16 protein-coding genes and 1 pseudogene are annotated in these 17,341 nt (G+C 72.8%); 10 read left to right on the forward strand and 7 right to left on the reverse strand.

The window, feature by feature from the left end; all coding sequences use genetic code 11:
* The first annotated feature begins 204 nt into the window (after positions 1-204).
* The 4 genes and pseudogenes from FSY66_RS01465 to FSY66_RS01480 all read left to right on the forward strand — a co-directional run bounded on the left by FSY66_RS01465 (position 205) and on the right by FSY66_RS01480 (position 4,049).
* Positions 205-2,013, forward strand: coding sequence for an AMP-dependent synthetase/ligase (locus FSY66_RS01465; RefSeq protein ID WP_144790540.1), 1,809 nt, complete (start codon positions 205-207; stop codon positions 2,011-2,013).
* Positions 2,014-2,114: 101 nt separating this feature from the next.
* A complete protein-coding gene (locus FSY66_RS01470) occupies positions 2,115-3,095 on the forward strand; it encodes an LLM class flavin-dependent oxidoreductase (RefSeq protein WP_144790542.1) in 981 nt (326 codons plus the stop codon).
* A 20-nt stretch (positions 3,096-3,115) separates the two neighbouring features.
* Positions 3,116-3,412: pseudogene (locus tag FSY66_RS13075) on the forward strand (YdhR family protein); the annotation flags it as partial.
* A gap of 148 nt (positions 3,413-3,560) precedes the next feature.
* Entirely contained in the window at positions 3,561-4,049 is a 489-nt protein-coding gene (locus tag FSY66_RS01480; protein WP_313955525.1) for a DoxX family protein, read from the forward strand.
* Here FSY66_RS01480 and FSY66_RS01485 read toward each other — a convergent pair.
* Positions 3,966-5,888, reverse strand: coding sequence for a BCCT family transporter (locus FSY66_RS01485; RefSeq protein WP_144790544.1), 1,923 nt, complete (start codon positions 5,886-5,888; stop codon positions 3,966-3,968). The two genes, FSY66_RS01480 and FSY66_RS01485, sit on opposite strands and share 84 nt — an antisense overlap.
* A 210-nt stretch (positions 5,889-6,098) precedes the next feature.
* On the opposite strand from FSY66_RS01485, the gene FSY66_RS01490 reads away from it, so the two are divergent.
* Both FSY66_RS01490 and FSY66_RS01495 read left to right on the forward strand, forming a co-directional pair.
* Positions 6,099-7,433 carry a sensor histidine kinase gene (locus tag FSY66_RS01490; RefSeq protein WP_144790546.1) on the forward strand — a complete coding sequence of 445 codons (1,335 nt, stop codon included), beginning with the start codon at positions 6,099-6,101 and terminating at the stop codon, positions 7,431-7,433.
* Positions 7,421-8,176: a response regulator gene (locus tag FSY66_RS01495; RefSeq protein WP_144790548.1), complete on the forward strand. Its 756-nt coding sequence runs from the start codon at positions 7,421-7,423 to the stop codon at positions 8,174-8,176. The genes FSY66_RS01490 and FSY66_RS01495 overlap by 13 nt, the downstream gene beginning before the upstream one ends.
* Positions 8,177-8,232: 56 nt before the next feature.
* Here the strand turns inward: FSY66_RS01495 and FSY66_RS01500 are convergent, their stop codons facing one another.
* Positions 8,233-8,541: a 4a-hydroxytetrahydrobiopterin dehydratase gene (locus FSY66_RS01500; RefSeq protein ID WP_144790550.1), complete on the reverse strand. Its 309-nt coding sequence runs from the start codon at positions 8,539-8,541 to the stop codon at positions 8,233-8,235.
* Between the two features lie 120 nt (positions 8,542-8,661).
* Here FSY66_RS01500 and FSY66_RS01505 point away from each other — a divergent pair, with 120 nt between their 5' ends.
* A complete protein-coding gene (locus tag FSY66_RS01505) occupies positions 8,662-9,669 on the forward strand; it encodes a hypothetical protein (protein WP_144790552.1) in 1,008 nt (335 codons plus the stop codon).
* Here FSY66_RS01505 and FSY66_RS01510 read toward each other — a convergent pair.
* Genes FSY66_RS01510 through FSY66_RS01525 form a run of 4 tightly spaced genes read right to left on the reverse strand, consistent with a single transcriptional unit; the run spans position 9,561 to position 13,011 of the window.
* The gene (locus FSY66_RS01510) at positions 9,561-10,274 is read right to left on the reverse strand and encodes an OBAP family protein (RefSeq protein ID WP_144790554.1); all 714 of its coding nucleotides are present in this window, start codon (positions 10,272-10,274) and stop codon (positions 9,561-9,563) included. The two genes, FSY66_RS01505 and FSY66_RS01510, sit on opposite strands and share 109 nt — an antisense overlap.
* A gap of 52 nt (positions 10,275-10,326) precedes the next feature.
* On the reverse strand, positions 10,327-11,274 hold the full coding sequence (locus tag FSY66_RS01515) for a VOC family protein (protein WP_144790556.1): 948 nt from the start codon (positions 11,272-11,274) through the stop codon (positions 10,327-10,329).
* Positions 11,275-11,285: 11 nt separating this feature from the next.
* Positions 11,286-12,401, reverse strand: a complete 1,116-nt coding sequence (locus tag FSY66_RS01520; RefSeq protein WP_144790558.1) for a cytochrome P450 — start codon at positions 12,399-12,401, stop codon at positions 11,286-11,288.
* Positions 12,382-13,011: a DinB family protein gene (locus FSY66_RS01525; RefSeq protein ID WP_144790560.1), complete on the reverse strand. Its 630-nt coding sequence runs from the start codon at positions 13,009-13,011 to the stop codon at positions 12,382-12,384. Before FSY66_RS01525 ends, FSY66_RS01520 begins: the two co-directional genes overlap by 20 nt.
* Positions 13,012-13,220: 209 nt before the next feature.
* On the opposite strand from FSY66_RS01525, the gene FSY66_RS01530 reads away from it, so the two are divergent.
* From FSY66_RS01530 to FSY66_RS01540, 3 genes are all read left to right on the forward strand, one after another.
* Positions 13,221-14,951, forward strand: coding sequence for a glycoside hydrolase family 13 protein (locus FSY66_RS01530; RefSeq protein WP_144790562.1), 1,731 nt, complete (start codon positions 13,221-13,223; stop codon positions 14,949-14,951).
* 52 nt (positions 14,952-15,003) lie between these two features.
* Positions 15,004-15,366, forward strand: a complete 363-nt coding sequence (locus FSY66_RS01535) for a 5-carboxymethyl-2-hydroxymuconate Delta-isomerase (protein ID WP_144790564.1) — start codon at positions 15,004-15,006, stop codon at positions 15,364-15,366.
* A 74-nt stretch (positions 15,367-15,440) separates the two neighbouring features.
* Positions 15,441-16,925, forward strand: a complete 1,485-nt coding sequence (locus FSY66_RS01540) for an NYN domain-containing protein (RefSeq protein ID WP_144790566.1) — start codon at positions 15,441-15,443, stop codon at positions 16,923-16,925.
* A gap of 74 nt (positions 16,926-16,999) precedes the next feature.
* Here the strand turns inward: FSY66_RS01540 and FSY66_RS01545 are convergent, their stop codons facing one another.
* On the reverse strand, positions 17,000-17,335 hold the full coding sequence (locus FSY66_RS01545) for a hypothetical protein (RefSeq protein WP_144790568.1): 336 nt from the start codon (positions 17,333-17,335) through the stop codon (positions 17,000-17,002).
* Positions 17,336-17,341: the final 6 nt, after the last annotated feature.

A 17,341-nucleotide genomic window follows, 5' to 3' on the forward strand; every position in this document is an offset into this window, starting at 1 on the left:
CGGTGGTGCGCACCGAGGGGGAGGACCGCCCCCGGCGTGGAGCCCCCGCTGGAGGGGAGCTCCGTGATCAGTGGGGGACACGGTACAGATTGTTCAACAAATTGACGAGAGGTGGGCCACATCGTCGGCGTCGCGCTGTTTTGTGACCTGACTCACGGTCCTTTACCGTGGAGTCTCCGTCCCTGACCCACCAGGAGCCCCTCAGTGCGCGAGATCAGCGTCCCGCTTGCCGTCCAGACCCCCCGAGACACGAACGTGACCGAGCTGCTCCTGCGTCAGGCGCGGAAGCCCTCCGATCCCGCGATCTTCTCCCGGCGCGAGGGCGAGGACTGGGTCGATCTCCGGTCCTCGGACGTGGTCGAGCAGGTCACGGCCCTGGCCAAGGGCCTCGTCGCGGCGGGCGTCCAGCCCGGCGACCGCGTCGGGCTGATGTCCCGCAACCGCCTGGAGTGGAGCCTCGTCGACTTCGCGATCTGGTTCGCCGGGGCGGTCACGGTCCCCGTCTACGAGTCCTCGGCGCCCTCGCAGCTGGCGTGGAACCTCTCGGACTCGGGGGCCTCGGCGCTCGTCGTCGAGACCCCGGAGCACCGGGAGGTCTTCGAGCGGGCCGCCCAGGACACCGTGCTGTCCGCCGTGCACAGCGTGTGGTGCTTCGACGAGGGCGCGACCGATCACCTGCGCGAGGGCGGCCGGGACGTGCCCGACGAGGAGATCGAGCGCCGCTGCGGCCTGGCCGGCCTCGACGACCTCGCCACGATCATCTACACCTCCGGGACCACGGGGAAGCCCAAGGGCTGCGAGATCACCCACGGCAACCTGGTCGAGCTCGCGGAGTCGGCGCTCTCGGCGATGCCGGAGATCCTGCAGGAGGGCCGCCGCACGGTGATGTTCCTCCCGCTGGCCCACGTGTTCGCCCGGTACATCTCGGTCCTGTCGGTGGCCGCGGGCTGCACCATGGCCTACACCGCGGACATGAAGGACCTGCTGCCGGATCTGCAGAGCTTCCGCCCGGACTTCCTGCTCGTCGTCCCGCGAGTGTTCGAGAAGGTCTACAACTCGGCGCAGCAGAAGGCCGAGGCCGGCGGGCGCGGGAAGATCTTCGACCGCGCCGCGGCCGTCTCGATCGCCTGGTCGCGCGCGGAGCAGGAGGGGAGGGTCCCGCTGCCGCTCAGGCTCCAGCACGCGGTCTTCGACCGCCTCGTCTACGCCAAGCTGCGCGAGGCCATGGGCGGGAAGGTCTCGTTCGCGGTCTCCGGCGGCGGTCCGCTGGGCGAGCGCCTGGCGCACTTCTTCCACGGGGTCGGCCTGATGGTCCTGGAGGGCTACGGGCTGACCGAGACCACGGCGCCGCAGACCGTGAACACGCCCCGTCAGCTGCGCCTGGGCAGCGTGGGCCGCCCGCTGCCGGGCAATGCCGTGCGGATCTCGGACATGGGCGAGGTGCAGGCCAAGGGCATCGCCGTGATGCGCGGGTACTGGAACAGCCCGGAGAAGACCGAGGAGGCCTTCGAGGACGGCTGGTTCCGCACCGGAGATCTGGGGGAGATCGACGACGACGGCTACCTGCGCATCACGGGGCGCATCAAGGAGCTGATCGTCACCGCGGGCGGCAAGAACGTCAGCCCCGTCATCCTCGAGGACCAGATCCGCGCCCACACGCTCGTCTCCCAGTGCATCGTCGTGGGCGACGGCCGCCCCTTCATCGCCGCGCTGATCACCCTCGACGAGGAGGCCCTGCCGGGCTGGCTCGAGGCGCACGGCCTGGATCCGCAGATGCCGCTCGAGGAGGCTCGGGGCGATGGCGAGGTCCGCCGCGCGATCGCCGAGGTCGTCGAGACCGCCAATCAGTCCGTCTCCCGCGCCGAGCAGATCCGGGAGCACCGCATCCTGAGCTCCGACTTCTCGCCGGCCGACGGCACCCTGACCCCGTCGCTCAAGCTCCGGCGCCGGCAGGTCCTGCGCACGTACGACGACGTCGTCGAGGAGATCTACGGGGCTCAGCGCCAGGACTGAGGCCGGGGCGCAGGAGGCCTTCGGGGAACCGCGCGGGGAATCAAACGCGGCGGCGGACCGCTGCAGAGAGCAGAGCAGCCCTCGACCCGAAAGGCCCCGTCATGCCCCTCCCCCTCTCCGTCCTCGACTTCGCCTCCGTCCGCAGCGGCAAGACCGTGGGGGAGGCGTTCCAGGAGTCCGTCGAGCTCGCGCAGGCCGCGGAGCGGCTGGGCTACGAGCGCGTCTGGTACACCGAGCACCACAACATGGGCTCGATCGCCTCGGCCGCCCCGGCGGTGCTGATCGCGCACATCGCCGCCCAGACGGAGTCGATCCGGCTCGGCTCGGGCGGCGTGATGCTGCCCAACCACGCTCCGCTGATCATCGCGGAGCAGTTCGGCACCCTGGCGGAGCTGCATCCCGGGCGCATCGACCTGGGACTCGGCCGTGCGCCGGGCACGGATCAGGCCGCCGTGCGCGCCATGCGCCGCGATCCCCGGGCCGCCGAGGAGTTCCCCCAGGACGTCAAGGAGCTGCAGGCCTTCCTGCGCGACGAGTCGCAGATCCCGGGCCTGCGGGCCGTCCCGGGGGCCGGCACGAACGTGCCGATCTACATCCTGGGATCGTCCATGTTCGGCGCGACCCTGGCGGCGGCCTACGGCCTGCCGTACTCGTTCGCATCGCACTTCGCCCCCGAGGCGCTCGAGCAGGCCACCCAGGCCTACCGCGCGCAGTTCCAGCCGTCCGAGGCGTTCGAGGAGCCGTACGTGATCGCCGCGGTCAACGTGGTGGGACGCGACGACCGGGACGCGGCGGCCGAGGAGCTCGAGTGGTACCGCCGCTCGCGGGTGCGCCAGATGGCCGGGCGCGGCCGGAAGCTCTCCGAGGAGGAGCTCGACCTGGTCATGCACTCGCCGGCCGGGCAGCAGATCCTCAACATGATCCGCTACACGGCCGTCGGCGACGGCGCCCAGGTCAAGGAGTACGTCGAGGACTTCGCCCGGCGCGCCGGCGCCGACGAGATCATGGTCGCCCCCGTGGGCTCCACCTCCGAGGGGGCCGTCGACTCCCTGCGCGTGCTGCGCGAGGCCTGGGGCCGCTGAGGCCCTCGACGCACGAACGGATCGGAAGGACACCGACCAAGCCCCGTCTCGTCTGCGTCACCTTCCCCTCCGACGGCCCGTTCGGTGCCGAGGCTGCCGAGGCCTGCGCCGAGCCGGCCCAGGACATCGCCGCGGAGGAGGGCCTGATCTGGAAGGCCTGGACCGAGGACCCCCAGGCCTCCGTGGCCGGCGGCGACTACCTGTTCGCCGATGAGCAGTCTGCGGAGCGCTATATCGACAAGCACACGCAGCGCCTCGGCTCCTTCGGCATCACGGATGGCGAGGTCACGGTCCTGGAGGTCAACGAGGCCCTGTCGCGCATGGATCACACGGTGCTCGAGCGCGACCGATCGCCGGCCGCTCGGCCATGCCGGCGTCGGCGGGCCGCTGCGGGCAGCGCCGGCCCAGCATCCAGGGGCAGCCGATGCGGCGGCGCTGTCCGAGCCGCGAGTCAGGATGGAGTGCATGACGAGCCACGAGAAGCCCAGCAAGGCCGCCCCCGCGCAGTGTCGGCACCGCGCCGACGCTCTGGCTCGCCGCCAGGCACGCATGTATGCCGTCACGGGCATGCTGCATCTGGCAGTGCCCGGGGTCTACGAGCGGATCATCCCCGAGGCGCTGCCCGGCACGCCGCGGCAGTGGGCTGTGGGGTCGGGCGTCGCCGAGCTCGGTGTCGCCGGGCTGCTGGCCATGCCGCGCACACGACGGCTCGGCGGGGCTGCTTCCGCCGCCCTGCTCGTGGGCGTGTGGCCGGGCAACCTCAAGATGGCGCTCGACTGGCGGGACAAGCCGTGGCCGGCTCAGGCTGTCGCGATCGGGCGCCTCCCGCTGCAGATCCCGCTCATCCGCTCCGCGATGACCATCGCCCGCTCAGCGGGTCCACGGAGCCGAACCGCGGGCGGGCCCGTCGGTCTCGGCCGCCGCCTCCTCGCCGGGGTCGAAGGGCTCCCCTGACTCCACGCACGACATCTCGCTCGTCGCCTCGTCGGCCCAGCGGTCCTTCTCGTAGTCGTACTCCGCCGGCTCGCCGTTCTCGTCGGTGCGCCGGTACCACTCCGTGTACTCCGGGGAGGTCGAGTCGAAGTCGCGGCCGGCGGAGGCGCCGTCGGCCTCGTGCTTGACGGACAGGGCGAAGTCGTCGCCGTGCTCGGTCATGCCGGTGCGCATGGCGTCGTCGATCGCCACGCGGGCGTACTGCAGCCGCAGCATCATGGGATCGGTCGAGAGCAGCCGGTAGAACGCCGGCATGATCGCCAGCAGGATCACCGCGAACGGCAGCGCCGCGACCGTCACCAGGTCCTGCAGGCCCTGCAGCGCCTGGGCACCGCCCACCACCAGCATGATCGCCGCGACGCCGGCCAGGGCCAGCGCCCAGAACGCGACGATCGGCTTGGAGGGATTCGGGTTGCCGCGCTGGGACATCGAGGCCATGACCACGGATGCGGAGTCCGCCGAGGTGATGAAGAAGATCGACAGCAGGATCATCACGGCCACCGAGCTGATCTGCGACATCGGCAGGGCATCGAGCATCTGGAAGAGCATGTCCTCGGGAGAGGCGGCGCCGGCGATGTCCGTGCCGGAGCGCTGCAGCCAGATGGCGGTGCCGCCGAAGATCGAGAAGGCCAGCACGCAGATCGCCGTGGGCGCCAGCAGGACCACCGACACGTACTGGCGCAGGGTGCGACCGCGCGAGATCTGCGCGACGAACGCGCCCACGAACGGCGCCCAGGAGACCCACCAGGCCCAGTAGAACAGGGTCCAGTAGCGCATGAACTCCTCGGCGTCCTCGCCCTTGGAGGCGGACATCGCGAGCATGTCGAACATCTCGCCGAAGTACGTGGCCACGACGGACGGGATGAAGTTCAGCAGGAAGACCGTGGGGCCCACCACGAACAGGAAGAACGCGACGACGGCGGCCAGGACCATGTTGATGTTCGACAGCAGCCGGATGCCCTTGGCGATCCCCGAGACGGCCGAGATCAGGAAGCAGGCCGTGAGCACGGCGATGATGCCGATCAGCGCGGCGTTCGGCAGCGGCCCGACGCCCGCGATGACCTCGACGCCGCGGCCGATCTGCAGCGTGCCCAGACCGAGGGAGGCGGCGGTCGCGAACAGGATGCCGATCACCGCGAACGCGTCGATCAGGCGCCCCCACACGCTGGAGGGGGCCTTGGAGCCGAAGATCGCGGAGATGAGCAGCGGTCGCCCGCGACGGTAGGCGGCGTAGCCCATGGCGGCGCCGACCATCGCGTAGATGGCCCAGGCCTGCAGCCCCCAGTGGAAGATCGTCTGCGCCATGGCCGAGTGCATGGCCCGGACGGACTCCGGCTCGGCGCGCCCCGGCGGCGGCGTCATGTAGTAGACGACCGGCTCGTAGGCGCCGAAGAAGATCAGGCCCACGCCCATGCCCGCGGCGAAGAGCATCGCGATCCACGAGGTCATCGAGTAGGCGGGGCCCTCGCCGTCCTTGCCCAGCGGAATGCGCCCGAAGCGGGAGAAGCCCACGAAGAGCAGGAAGATCAGCACGACGGCGGCCAGCAGCGTGAAGATCCAGCCGCCGTAGGTGACGGTGAAGCCCAGCGCGGCGGTGGACGCGGTGGTCAGGCTGTCGGTGGAGAGCGCACCCCACAGGATGAAGGCGACGATGAGTCCGCCGGCCACGCCGAAGGTGATCTTGTCGGTGCGGTAGCGCACCCGCTGCTCGTCCACGGCCACGCCGGGGACGAGCCCCGGATGGGTGCCGTGGGGATACTCGGGGTCTCCGGGCGCGGAGGAACGGCTGGAGGATGACATGAGGACGCTCGGGTTTCGGTGGAGGGAAGCGGACCCGACGGGCCCATGACCCCACCACGGTAGCCCGTCCGCCGACCGGGCCCTCCCCGATGACCTCCGCTCGCGGCGGCCTGCCGGGACCGGGGCGGACGCGCTCGTCGGAAGGGAGGAGCGCCGTCTCGTGCTTCCGGACGGTGCCCCGCGCCCCGCGCTGCTCCTACGCTGAGGACCATGCCCGCCACGTCGTCATCGACCATCGCCCCATGGGTCGCTCGGCCGCCGCGCGGGGCCCCGGGCCGGCGCGGCCGGAGGCTCCAGCGTCCCTGGACCACCGGGATCCTCACACTCGCCGCCCTGCTGCTCGGGCCTGCCCTCGTGAGCCTGGTCCTGCTCGCGGTGCTCGTCCCCGGAAGTCCCCCCGAGCCGTCCGAGCTCTACGGCCCGGGGCGTCCGGTCGTGGCCCTGGCGGTGCTGGACGTGGCCCTGGGGCTGGTGGCCGTGGGCCTGGTCCCGATCGCTGTGCGCCACGGATACGCCGGCGCGGAAGCCGCCGGGGAGCCGGCCGCGCTCGTGGACCGCCCGGAGCCCCGATCGGCGCTGATCGCCGCCGTGGTCATCGGGGTGTTCACCGCCGTGTCCGCCTCGGCGGCGGCGGCGTCGCTGATCACCATGATCTCGGTGTGCTCGCGCGGCCGCCGGTCGTGGGCGGTCGTCGTGTACGGCGTCACCCTCGCGGCCACGGGCGCCGGGTACTTCGTGCAGGGACCGGTCGGCTCGTGGATCGACACGCTGGTCCTCCTCGGCGTCTCGGCCGTCATGCTCCTGGTCCCCGTGCTGATCGGCATGTACCGGTGGTCCCGCCGCCGTCGGATCCGGGCCCTGCAGGCGGAGGCGATGACCGCCCGGCGCGAGGCCGCCGCGCTGGTGCGCGAGGAGCACGCGCGAGCCGAGCAGTCCCGCGCCCAGGAGCGGACCCGGATCGCCCGCGAGATGCACGACACCCTCTCCCACCGCCTCGCGCTGATCAGCACGTACGCCGGGGCGCTGGACTACCGCGAGGACCTGGACCGGGCCACCGTGCGCTCGACCGCCCGGCTGGTGCAGCAGACCGCGGCGACCGCCTCGGCGGAGCTGCGCACGGTGCTCGACGTCCTCCGCGACGATCCCGGGGACACCCGGCCCGAGCCGGATCTGCACGACATCCCGCAGCTGCTCGAGGAGTTCCGCGCCGCGGGCGCCGAGATCGAGGTGATCGGCGATGATGGGATCGATCCCGGGGCGCTGCCCGACATCACGGCGCGCACGCTCTATCGGATCCTGCAGGAGGCGCTGACCAATGCTGTCAAGCACGCACCGGGCGCTCCGGTCACGGTGCGCTGGGCGCGCCGACCCGACGCCGTGTCCCTGGTCGTGAGCAATCCCCTGGTCGCCGACGCGCATCCGGCGCCCAGCGGCTTCGGCCTCGTGGGCCTCGACGAGCGCGCCCGCGGGCTCGGCGGCACGATCGGCACCGAGCGCACCGACACCGCGTTCCGATTGGAGGCGTGCATCCCATGCCGCAGCTAGAGCCCGCGCAGTCCGCGCCCGTGCGCGTCCTGCTGGTCGACGACGAATCCCTCATGCGGGCCGGTCTCCGGCTGCTGCTCGACGGCGCCGAGAACCTGCAGGTCGTGGGGGAGGCCGCCGACGGGGAGGAGGCCGCTCGGCAAGCCCGGGAGCTGTCCCCGGACGTCGTGCTCATGGACATCCGCATGCCCCGGGCGGACGGGATCGAGGGGTGCCGGCTCGTGCGCGCCCTGCCGCGGCCGCCCGAGGTCCTGATGCTCACGGCCTTCGACACGGACTCCTTCATCCTGGAGGCGCTCGAGGCAGGGGCGCTCGGCTTCCTGCTCAAGGACACTCCCCCGCGCCGGCTCGTCGAGGCCGTCCAGGAGGCGGCCGACGGGCGGGCGGCCGTCTCGCCGCAGGTGCTGACGCGGCTGATCGCGGTCGCGACCGCCCAGGGGCGCCGGCCTGCGCCGGAGCAGGCCGGGACGATGATCGCCGAGGCGGCGTCGGCAGCGGACCGGCGCGGGCCGGGCGACGACTCCTCCCGCGCTCCGGCCGACCGGCCGGGGCCCGGCCTCGAGGTGCTGAGCGCCCGGGAGCGCGAGATCGCGGAGGCGGTCGCCCGGGGGCTGACGAACTCCGAGATCGCGGCGGAGATGTTCCTGTCGATCACCACGGTCAAGACCCACGTGGCCAGCATCTTCGCCAAGCTCGACGTCACCAACAGGGTCCAGGTGGCCATCCGCGTCCTGGAGCCCTGAGGACGGCCGGTCCGATCGCGGCGGATCCGACGGGGCCCTCGCGGCGCGTCGGGTCCTCAGCTCGAGGAGATGCCGAGCTGGCCGGCGAGCTCGGAGAGCCGGCGGGCCATGTTGACGTCCTTCTGGGTGATGGCCTCGACGTCGTGGCTGATCAGCGAGAGCTGGACGGAGGGGTAGGTCAGCAGCACGTCCGGGTGGTGGCCGACCTCCTCCGCGATCTCGGCGAGGGTGCTGACGAACTTGAGGCCGCTGGTGAAATCGCCGGTCCCGAACGTCGCGCGCAGCACGCCGTCCTCCACGGTCCAGCCCTCGAGCTGGGCCTCTGCGATCTCCTGGTCGGTGAGCTGTCCGGTGCTGTGATCCATGTCCCTCATGATAATCCGGCGTGTCGGCGCCGACCAGCGGATCCTCCCCCGGGAGGACCTGCCGCGGATCAGCCTTCGGACCGATGTGCCCGGCGCCTCCCTCCTCCTACCGTTCGGGGCATGGACAGCAGCACCGGCACCGGGGGCATGGGCTCCGACGACGCCGACCACATGAGACCCCACGGCACGCATCTCGACAGCTCCGAGGGCACGCACCCCGACGGCCGCGCCGACCGCGAGCGCGCCGAGATCTGGCGGCTGGAGCACCCCGAGCTCGGCGAGCTCTCCGTCGCGGTCGGGACGCAGGATCAGCTGCGCCGGATCGACCTCGGCTTCCTGCCCGAGGAGGGGGACATGGCGCAGGACGGCACGGGTCTCGTCGTCCGCCGCGGCGAGGCCGTCCTGGGGCGCGCCTCGCGCGTGGGCGGGCACCGCGTGGGCGTGTGCCCCCATCGGGATGAGCCGGAGCCCTCCGGGCCGAGGATCCGACCGCTGCTGCTGGACATGGAGAATCCCCGGATCGTCGTGGAGACGGACTGGCGCGACCGCCGGGTGACGCAGGTCCGCTTCCGCGACGAGGACCAGATCGCCGACTTCCAGGCCCCCGAGGGCTCCTGGGCCGCCCGGCGCCTGGCCGCGATCGAGGCATCGCCCTGGAAGCGGGTCGCCTACCCGCTGGCCGCCGGCCTCGGGAAGTCCGGGGCCGCGGTCCTCGGCATCGTGCTCATCCCGCTGCTCCTGCGCCTGCTCGATCCCGTGATCGCGCGGATCTCTCGGCTGCTGCCGGAGATCGACCTCCCCCGGCCGCAGCTGGGCCTGCCCCGCCTCCCCGAGCTGCCCCTGCCGAGCCTGCCGGAGATCGACCTGCCGGGGTGGGCCGAGCTGATGCTGGACTGGTCGAGGGTGTGGGTGCCGCTCCTGCTGGCGGTCGTGGTGGCGGCCGGTGCTGTGCACCGGGCCCGGCGGGCCGAGCGCACCCGCCGGCAGTGGGAGCGCGACCGGGCCGCCGAGACCCCGGATCAGGCCGGATCCGCGTCCGTCACACCCGGGATCGGAGTCGCGTCCGGGAAGTGCTCGCGCAGGGCGTCGACCCCGTGCTGGGGACGGGCCTCGTCCACGAGCGACTGACGCTGCTCGCGGGTGGCGGGGGTGTCCAGATCGAGGGCCTCCTCGCGGTTCTGCTCGAGGCTCGGATCGGCCTCGCCGTCGCGGTTGAAGGACCACATCAGCACGGGATCGCCCAGAGGCAGCTGATGGCCGGGCTGCCCGTCGTGGCGGCCGGTGTGCCATGTGTGCCAGGTCTTGCCGTAGCTGTTCATCAGCCGCGCCAGGAAGGCCTTCTCCGCGGCGGCCGGCAGGCCGGGCGCCACGAGCTGTCCGGAGAGGATCTCGTAGTCGTGCGGGTGCCAGTACGCGCGCTCCTGCTCCGGGAGCTCGTCGAACAGCGCCTCGGAGATCATGTACTCGATGCCGATGAGATTGGCATCGGCCGTGTTGCCGTCGAAGATCAGGCACTGCAGGAAGTCGTCGTTGACCACGTTGCAGTAGTGATGGGCCTCCATCTGCATGTCCGGATCGTCCTTGGCCAGATGCAGTCCCACGACGTAGGCGTCGAAGCCCTTGAGCGGGGAGGTGTCCTGGAGGACGTCCGCGCCCTTCTCCAGCAGTGCGAGCCAGGCGCCCTTGCCGCGGCCGGCCGCCTGGACGGGTGCATGTCGCTGCGGTGCGCTCATGGCCTCAGTCTCGGCCGCGGCCCGCGGGCGCGGCAAGGGGCCGGGCAGGGGCTCAGCCCGCGGCGAAGTGCCCGCGCAGCGCCTCGAGCTCGATGCGCCAGCCCTCGGCCTGATCGTCGTGGGCCGGGCGCCGCTCGTCATCGGTCGCGCCGCCGTCGCGGAAGCCGGACTCGAGCAGCCGCACCATCGTGGTCCCGTCCTCGAGCGGATCCACCCAGAACTGGGTGAGGGTGCGGGGATCGTCGGCGTCCTGGCGGCCTTCCCGGCGGAGGGCGATGTACTCGCCCTCGCGGGAGTCCTCGACGGTCAGCGCGAAGGCCCCGTGGGCGGGATCGGTCACCGTGTGCCGGGCGCCGTCGGAGACGATCTCGTGGTCGCGGATGACGCCGTCGTCGACCCACCAGTCGGGCCGCGAGACGAGGGCCCACACGTCCTGCGCCGGGGCGGGGACGCGGACGGCGCCCTCGATGTGGTGCGGGACCGGCCCCTGCTCCGGAGCCGGCTGCGGCATTCGGTCCTGGGTCTCGGTGCCGCGCGCGATGCGCCGGATGACGTCGATGTCCAGGCGGTGCATGGCCAGCATGGCCTGGGTGCTGCGCCGGGCCACCGCAGGATCGGGGTCCGACTGCAGCTGCGTGAACTCCCGCGGCACGATCTGCCAGCTCATCCCGTAGCGGTCCCTGCACCAACCGCACATCGACTCCGTGCCGCCGCGGGTCAGCTCCTCCCAGTACCGATCGGCCTCGGCCTGGTCGTCGCAGGTCAGCGAGATGGAGACCGCCTCGGTCAGCGGGAAGTGCGGGCCGCCGTTGACGGCTCCGAAGCGCTGCCCGTTCAGCTCGAAGGACACGTGGAGGACCGCACCCTCCTGCGTGTGCGGATTGCCGCCCCGATCGCGGACGACCTCGACGATCCGCGAGCCGGGGACCAGGGAGGTCCAGAACTCGGCGGCCTCGAGGGCCTCGGTGTCGAACCACAGCTCTGTCCGGACGACGGGCATGCCGACCCCTCTCAGCTCAGGATGACCGGGACGGCGCGGAAGCCGCCCATCGGGGGCTGCTCGGGCACGGCGTCCCCTGCGCGCTCGAGCGCACCGGCCGCCAGGAGGGCCCGGGTGAGCTCGCGCAGCTCGAGCCGGGCCAGCGGACGGCCCGGGCACGCGTGCCGACCGATGCCGTAGGTCAGGTTGTCCGCCGCATGGACGTGCGGATCGAGCGCGTCGGGATCCCCGAAGACCTGCGGATCCCGGTTGGCCCGGGCCCAGTCCAGGACGACGCGGCTGCCCTCGGGGATCGGGCAGCCCGCCAGCTCCGTGTCCCGGGCGGCGATCCGCCGGTTCGAGACGAACGGGTCCTCGACCCGCAGGAACTCCTCGAGGATCGCGTCGACCTCCGCATCCGAGGCCCCCTCGGCGATGCGGGCGGCGATCTCGGGATGCTCCAGCAGGAAGTGGGTCACCACGCCGACGCACTGCGCGATCGAGCTGAGGTCGCCGCCGGTCCAGTTGCGCAGGATCGAGACGATCTGCTCGTCCGTCAGGCGTCCTGCCGTGGTGTCGTGGATGAGCGCGTCGGTGACGTCGCGGGTGCCGTCGGAATCGCGCCGGGGCTCGATCACCGAGGCGATCAGCTCGTCGAAGCGCCGCGCCACCGCGGCGGTGCGGGCCCGGTCGCCCGAGCGGGCGGCCTCCTGGTTGGAGCGCACCCACTCGACGAGCTCGTCGGCCATCGACGCGGGCCAGCCCAGCCACGCCGACTGCGCCGCGACCGCGAAGCGGTAGCCGAGATCCGAGACCGCGTCGAAGGCCTCACCGTGCGGCAGATCCGCGACGGCCTCCTCCGCCGCCCGGCGGCACCGCGGCTCGACGTCGGCCATGGCCTGCGGCGTGAAGTAGCGGTCGATCAGGGCGCGGTGCCGCGAGTGCTCGGCGCCGTCCAGGCCGTTGGGGATCTGCAGGTGGCGGGAGACGGCGCTGGAGAAGGTGCTGTCGTCCAGCGCCGCCTGCTGGACGGCCGCGTGGCCGTGGACGGTGAAGGAGCCGTCGTCGTGCTCGGTGATCGCCCGGGGGCTCTGCTCCCCGCGCGTCTCGGCGGCGGCTCCGGCGGGCTCATGCATCGGTGCGCTCATCCGCCGCCTCCCGGTTCTCGTCATGGGTCTGCTCGGCGGCCTCCGCGGCCGCCTCCTCGACCCCCGCCTGCGGCGCCTCGGCGCCGGCGTCCTGCAGGTGGTGGCGGACCTCGTGCAGGAGGTAGTCGATCAGGGCCGCGACCGTGAAGGCGCGGCCGTCGGCCCGCGAGCCGGTGCGCGCGAGCTGCCGCTCGTCGAGCCCGTCCAGCAGATCGGCGCCCAGATCGGCCGACTGCGCGTACTCGGCGGCGACCGCGGCGGGGTCCTGGGCCGCGTAGTCCGACTCGACGGCGACCTGCTCGCCGTCCCAGGAGCCGAACTGCGGATCGTCCTGATCCAGCAGCAGCCGGATGCGCTCGCGGAACAGGTCCACCACGTCGCGGGTGTGGGCCGCGTACTCCAGCGGGGACCAGACCTCGGGCGACGGGCGCTCGCGGACGTCGTCGCGGGAGATGACGCCCTGCCAGGAGGCCGCCGAGGCGCGCAGGGCCTCGGCCGGCGGCAGCTCGTGGCGGCCCGGGGCGAATCCGCAGGCCTCGCACGGCTCGTCGGTCACGAAGGCCCAGTCGACCTCGTCCGGGGGTGTGGGGGTGGTCCTGTGAGTGGTCATGCCCCGACCGTAGGCACGTCCCGCGTCCGGACGCCACGGATTGCCGGAACGAGCACGGCCGGATCGGCCCCCTCCGCCCTCAGGCGCCGGTGGGCTGTCGCGGCCCGTCGGTAGCCTGGAGGCGGCCTGCGACGGGCCCGGAGCGCGAGCGCTCCGCCGCGTCCTCAGCCGCCCCGCCCGTGCGCATCCCCGGCAGAAGGAGAGACCCCGTGAGCATCCCGAGCCCCGACGCCCCGCCGCCGAATCCGGCCTGGAGCTCGCCCGACTGGTGGCGCCAGGCCGTGGTCTACCAGGTCTACCCGCGCAGCTTCCAGGACACGGACGGCGACGGCCTGGGCGACCTGCGCGGCGTGACGCGGCGCGCCGACCACCTGCGGGACCTGGGCGTGGACGCGGTGTGGCTGAGCCCCTTCTACCCCTCGGAGCTGGCCGACGGCGGCTACGACGTCGCGGACCACCGGGCCGTCGACCCGCGCCTGGGCACGCTCGAGGACTTCGACGAGCTCGTCGAGGCCCTGCACGAGCGGCGGATCAAGGTGGTCGTGGACATCGTGCCCAACCACAGCTCCGATCGGCACGAGTGGTTCCAGCAGGCTCTGGCCGCCGGGCCGGGCAGCCCCGAGCGGGCCCGCTACATCTTCCGGGAGGGCCGCGGCGAGCACGGCGAGCTGCCGCCTGCCGACTGGACCTCCATGTTCGGCGGCCCGGCCTGGACCCGGGTCACGGAGCCCGACGGCACGCCGGGCCAGTGGTACCTGCACCTGTTCGCGCGCGAGCAGCCCGACTTCGACTGGTCCCACCCGGACGTGCACCAGGAGTTCCTGACCACGCTGCGCTTCTGGTCGGACCGCGGGGTGGACGGCTTCCGGGTCGACGTCGCCCACGGCCTGGCCAAGGACCTGGGGGATCGGCTGCCCGATCAGGCCGAGCTGCCGGACGAGTTCGTCAGCCACGGAGCCCACCCGTTCTGGGACCGCGACGAGGTCCAGGACATCTACCGGGAATGGCGCGAGGTCCTCGACGAATACGATCCGCCGCGCTCGGCCGTGGCCGAGGCCTGGGTCCACCCCGACCGCCTGGCCCGCTACGCCAGCTCGGAGGGCCTCGGACAGGCGTTCAGCTTCGACCTGCTGGAGGTGCCCTTCGAGGCCGAGGAGTTCCGGCGAGCCATCCGCAAGAACCTCTCGGAGGCCGCCCGGTCCGGGGCCTCGAGCACGTGGGTGCTCTCCAACCACGACGTCGTCCGCCATGCCACCCGCTACGGGCTGGACCGCGCGGCGCTGAAGGAGGTCATCGGGCAGCTGCCGCGCAACGCGGCCGGCGGGGAGGACCTCAAGGTCGCCGCCGAGCAGTGGCTGCTGCTCGCGGACGGCGAGCGCATGCTGGACCGCGAGCTCGGGGAGCGCCGCGCCCGGGCGGCGGTCCTGCTGCTGCTGGCCCTGCCCGGCTCCGCCTATCTCTACCAGGGGGAGGAGCTCGGCCTGCACGAGGTCGTGGAGATCCCCGACGACCAGCGCCAGGACCCGTCCTTCTTCCGCAATCCCGGGGCGGACCGCGGCCGCGACGGGTGCCGCGTGCCCCTGCCGTGGGATGCGCACGAGCCGCACCTCGGCTTCGGCGGCCCGCCGCACCTGCCGCAGCCCGAGTGGTTCGCGCGGCGCGCTGCCGCCCAGGAGGCGCAGGACCCGGAGTCGTTCCTGAGCCTCTACCGGCGCGCTCTGAGCCTGCGCCGGCGGCTGCAGGGGGACGAGGTGCTCGAGTGGGGCGATCGCGACGACGGCGCCGTCGTGCATCTCGTGCGCCCCGGCGGCTGGGAGTCGGTGACGAACTTCGGCGCCGAGCCGGCCGAGCTGCCCGAGGGCGAGGTCCTGCTGGCCAGTCGCGAGCTCGAGGCCGGCCGCCTTCCGGGCGCGGCCACCGCCTGGCTGCGGCGGGGGTGAGCCCTCCGCCGCAGCTCTGGCGCCGTCCGGGCCCCGGTGGCATGCTCAGCCCATGCCGCATCTGATCATCGAGACCACCGTCGACATCGCCGCCCTGCCCGGCTTCGCGGCCCAGGAGCTGATCCGGGCGGGCATGGGCGCTCTGAAGGAGCTCGGCGAGTTCGACATGACCGCCGCCAAGGCGCGTGCGCGGGTCCTGGAGGACTACGCCGTGGACCACCCGCACGACGGCACCGGCTACGTCGCCGTCCAGCTGCGGATCCTGCCCGGGCGCTCCGAGGAGCTGAGGGCCCGCACGTCGGAGGCGATCCTCGAGGCCGTGGCGGGAGCCGTCCCGCAGGGGGCCGCGGGCACCGTCTCCGTGGAGATCGTGGAGATGGTGCGGGAGACCTACGTCAAGAAGCGGCTGGGCTGAGCCCTTCGAGGATCGGGCTCCGCCCGCCCGGCCGGTCGGGGGGAGCCGTCGCCGGCGCGTAGGGTGCTCGGGTGATGACCAACCCCCCGGAGGCACCTGTGGATCAGCGCCGCTCTGCCCTGTACATCGACTTCGACAACTTCTTCGGCGGCCTCCTGCGCTCCGACCCGCAGGCCGCCGTGCGCATCGCCGAGCGACCGCAGGTGTGGATCGAGGGGCTGACCAATCCGGAGGGCGCTCCCTCGCGCCGGTGGCTGCAGCTGCGCTGCTATCTCAACCCGGGCGGCAGCGTCCCCCACCCCACCGAGCCGGGGCAGCGGATCCGCTTCGACGCGTTCCGTCCGTACTTCACGCAGGCCGGCGTGGAGGTCGTGGACTGCCCGGCGCTGACCAAGCAGGCCAAGAACGGCGCCGACATCCGCATCGTCGTCGACGTCATGGCCTCGCTGAACCAGGGTGCCCTCTTCGAGGAGTTCGTGCTGGCCTCCTCCGACTCGGACTTCACCCCGCTCCTGCAGGTCCTGCGCGCCGCGGATCTGCGCACCTGCGTGATCGCCACCGGCTCGACCGCCATCGCCTACGAGGCCCTGGCCGACGAGTACCTCGACGAGCAGAGCATCTTCGATCTGCTGGCGGCCACGGAGGGCGCCGAGCAGGCCGAGGAGGAGGCCGACGCCGCCGACTCCGAGCCGGCCGATGACGAGGAGGAGGACTGGGAGGACGACGATCCCGCCGTCGTCGAGGACTCCGACGACTACGACGACGACGAGATCGACGAGTTCGACGACGAGGACGACGAGCCGCGTCTGCGCCCGGAGCGCGGCACGCGGCGGGGCCGCTCGCCGGAGGGGCCGCAGGACGCCGACTGGGAGGACTTCCGCTCCTTCGTGACCCGGGCCTACCGGCGCTCGACGACGCCGCTGACCTACACGCATCTGTCCCGCGTGGCCCTGGACGAGCTCGGGGACGGCCTCAAGTCCAGTCGGTGGTTCGGAGCCGGCTCGTTCAAGAAGGCCCTCGAGAAGGTCGGCCTGCCCCACGCGCGCTTCGACGACCGCTGCGTCTGGGACGACACCCGGCACAAGGCGCCGAAGGCCGGCTCGGGATCCTCGTCCGGCTCGCGCGGCGGGGGCCAGGAGACCGCGAGCTCGACGCTGGAGGCCAAGGCGCAGCACCAGGTGCGCGTCCCGGAGCCCGTGGGGCGGTTCTGCACGGTGGCCAAGGCGCCTCGGCTGTCGCGCAAGCAGTGGAACGCCGTGTTCACGGTGCTCGAGGAGTACTCGCGCACGGCGGAGAGCTTCAGCCTCTCCGAGGCCACCACGTGGTGCCAGCAGCGCGCCAAGCAGCTCGGCCACCACCAGATCTCGCGCGAGGACCTGCTCTACGCCATCCGCGGGTGCACGGATGCCGGCATCGACCTGGCCGGCGACGATCAGCCGAGCAGGGACGTGATGCGCAGCGCGGTGCACGCCTCCATCGTGGAGCAGGCCCGCCGCGTGGGATTCAACGCCAGCGCCAAGGACACGCGTGCGCTCGCGGACTGGATCGGCCTGGACTGAGGGGCCCCGCCGCGCGGGGCGGCGAGGCCGGGCCGGTGCTGCGCGATCGCGGAAGTCGGATCACCACGGCCGGATCACCACAGCCCGGTGCGGCCGAGGATCGGCAGGAGGACCACGAGCAGCGCGCCCGCGGCGGTGACGCCCAGCAGCACGCGCAGCGCGACCCGGTCCTTGGGCAGGGAGCTGCGCAGCGGCGGGTTCACGAGCAGGCCCGCGCCGGCGCCGAAGGCCAGCACGCAGGCCAGGAGCAGCAGCAGGTTCGCCGCAGGGCTCACCGCCGCGCCGATCCCGCAGGCCACGGCCGCCGCGAAGGCGATCGCGGCGGCTCCCGGCCGGGAGCGCGAGGCTCCCTGGCGGTCCGCTTCGCTCGCCCGTCCGCTCCGGTCGGCATTCATCGATGTGGAATCCATGCGGTG

Source organism: Kocuria palustris (assembly GCF_007666205.1).
GTDB lineage: Bacteria > Actinomycetota > Actinomycetes > Actinomycetales > Micrococcaceae > Kocuria > Kocuria palustris_A.